Annotated in this window: 1 protein-coding gene; it reads left to right on the top strand. The window is 36.9% G+C overall.

Translation table 11 applies throughout. From position 1 onward, the window contains the following. A partial coding sequence (locus FZ940_RS09500; protein WP_187422170.1) for an autotransporter outer membrane beta-barrel domain-containing protein occupies positions 1-2,512 on the top strand: 2,512 nt, incomplete at its 5' end. Positions 2,513-3,273 lie beyond the last annotated feature (761 nt).

Genomic DNA, 3,273 nt, shown 5'->3' with positions numbered 1-3,273 from the left:
AAAAGGAACAGATCTTAATGCTCTAGAAGAAACTGCTGCAGGTGGTCCACAAGCAGGTGGTAATGGTGGAGATGGCGTAAGCTTATCTTCTACTAGCTTTGCAGAAGGAGGCCACATTAGTAACATAAATGCTAATGTAGGAAGCATAGATGCTTTATCTCTAGCAGCAGGTGGAGATAATAGCTTTGGTGTAAGTGGTGGAAGTGCTGTTGGGGCTGGAGCTGGAGCAACAGGACCTGCTTTGCCAGCAGGAAGTATAAAAATTCCATTGTCGGCGTATAAGGGAGAAAGCACATCTTCTGCGCTCTTAGACTCATTTGCCTCTTCTATACCTAATGGATATCACGTATATAGACATACCGACGGTAGAGATTATCTAACTCCTAACGATCCTACCGCTCCTAGTGCATTTGATTATAAAGAAGGCTGGTATGTAAGTAAAGACGGTAACCTTGCTATCGGTCAAGATAATGCTAAAGACCTAGCGGTAACTAGCGCGGCAAAAGCTTCAAACTATCCGGATGACGGATCGGTAGCTAAGATAGTAAATCCTAATCCAAGTTTAAAAGTGTTTGGATCAGATAATATAGATAATATAACCGTAGACGGCGCAAAAATAACGTCCGTACATGGAGGAGTTGGAAACGATAACGTTGATCTCAAAAACGGCGCAGAGGCAGTAGAAATTTTTGGTGGTTCTGGAAATGATGGTATAACTGTAAATAATTCTACGGTAAGTGGACGAGCTGCTAAAGATTATATGGGAGATGATACCACAGATGCTATTAGCGGTGGCGACGGCGTAGACAGGATATCTTTACAAAACGGATCTAGAATAAACGGAAACGTATACGGTAATGCGGGAAAAGATATTATAACCGTAGATAGCGGTGCTAAAGTAGATGGTATTATATACGGAGACACGAAGGCAAAGAACGATAAGTATGAAAAGAAAGTAAATCCAAGCTTGGATATAGAAGATAAAGGTGCCGATGCCGATACTATAACCGTAAGCGGTAGAGGAACGAGTGCAAAATTCATAGCCGGTGGAGACGGTGACGATATCATCACGGTAAAAGATGGCGCAAGGACTAATTACATCCAAGGCGACGAAGGTGGGGATACTATAACTGTAAGTGGTAAAGATGCTTATGCTGCTTACATAAATGGTAGAGGCGGCGACGATAAGATATTTGTAGAAAATGGCGCTAAAGCAGGTTATGTATGGGGTATGTGGGGAAATGACGAGATTACGGTGCGCGGTCAAGGCACTACGATACTAAAAAACGTTGAAGGTAGAGAAGATAGTGATACTATTAAAATTTTAGACGGCGCAACCGTAAACGGATACGTTAGTGGAGGCAAAGGAGAAAACCCTAGCGCATACGGCGCAGCTGCAGATTCTGATGGAAATAAAATCACCATAGAAAATGCTACCGTAAAAGGTAACGTCGAAGGTAGCACTTACGGCGGCGATAATAAGATCACAATTTTAAATTCAAAGATCGGAGGCGATGTTTTAGGCGGAAAAGATAAGGATACGATCGATATCGACGGAGGAGTTGGCAGGAAAGGCTCTATCGGCGGTAAAATTATTAGTGGAGACGGCGATGATATCGTTACGATAAGGAATACAAATCTAAACAAAGTCGACAATGACTACAATAAAAACGTCAAGGTCGATACTGGAACTGGCAACGATACTGTAAATTTATATAACGTTACTGTAAACGATACTAATATCTGGACGAAAGAGGGCAACGATACTGTAAATGCTACTGATACTATATTTAAAACAACACAAGGAACTGGAATAGGAACTGGAAGCGGTAATGATATTATAAATATAAATTCAGGGTCTAATTTCGAAAGCGGTACGCATATAAGTGCAGGCGAAGGTAACGATATTATCAATATAAATAACGGTGCTCATCTAAACGGGGGTCACGTTTATGGTTACGAAGGCAACGATACTATAAATATAAATTCAGGAGCCGTTTTAACCAACTCTTCTGTACGCGGAAATGAAGGTAATGACACTATAAGTATAGATAACGGAGCTAGTATAAATAATTCCGGTAATATAGCCGTAAACGGGGATGTGGGTAATGATACTTTAGTTTTGAAAAACGGAGCTTCTGCTGGATTTAATAACTTAAATTTTGAAAACAAAGTATCTCTAACTCATACAAACGGGGACGTAAATATAACCGATATGGAAGGCGATAAAACCGTGGATCTATCCCAGTTATCTGCTATAACGGATAAAAACGTAAAATCCATCGATATGACGGGCGTAAACGGTGCAAAACTAAACATCACCGCACAAGACGTGCTAGACGCCAATAAAACTACCGGTGATACTCTTACCGTAAAAGGCGGTAGCGACGATACCGTTCATAAGACAGATACATCCTCATGGCAAAATAATAATGACGGAACGTATTCTACGACCGTAAATGGCGAAACGGTAAGTATTAAAATAGAAAATAACGTTACACTGGATTTATAATATCTTATTTAAAACCCAAGAATTTCTTGGGTTTTTTATTTAAATAATTTTATTTGTAGTTTTTGATTTTTACCCTTTGGCGAGCCATAGAAATAAGTAAGAATATTAATTAATCTTTTTTAAAAGACATTCACTAAAAATATATAAATTAAAAAATTATTGATGTTTTTAAATTTTTGATTATAAATTTATAGTATTTATAATAGTTAGTATAACTAGGATGTGTTTTTACTATTAGATTAAAAAGAAAAAGCCATAAGATTAGTAAATAAAAATGCACAGAACGCAGTCATAACATGATTTTAGAAGTTAAAGATGATACGCGAGTACTTTAAATTATATAAAGTTGATTCATTTCCAAGGAAAAAGTCTTCGGGTTAATCTTTTTATATAACTAAAATCTTATAAAATTTTTTATCTTTTCTATTTGTTATAAATCTACGAAATTATATTAAACAACCTATTTTAAAGCTATTTTGCCTATTTTTTATATATTATAAAAATCTCACACTGTACCCCAGTACAATAGACATATACTTCTAAAATTTATATAATTCATTCAAAATTTAAAATACTATAAACAATAAGGAGAACATGATGGCTAAAGAAGCCGGAGTAGTTAAAAGCGTAAATGGAGGAATAGCAAGAGCACTTAATGACTTAACAGGAGAGGTAAGACAATTAAGTGTAGGAGATATTGTATACCAAGGTGAAAAGATAGTTACAGAGGGTTCTAACTCTAAAGTAACAATAACTCAAAC

The sequence above is a fragment of the Campylobacter concisus genome, assembly GCF_902460415.1.
GTDB lineage: Bacteria > Campylobacterota > Campylobacteria > Campylobacterales > Campylobacteraceae > Campylobacter_A > Campylobacter_A concisus_Y.
Note: the sequence above shows the minus strand (reverse complement) of the source record. Positions and strands in the feature narration are given on the sequence as shown.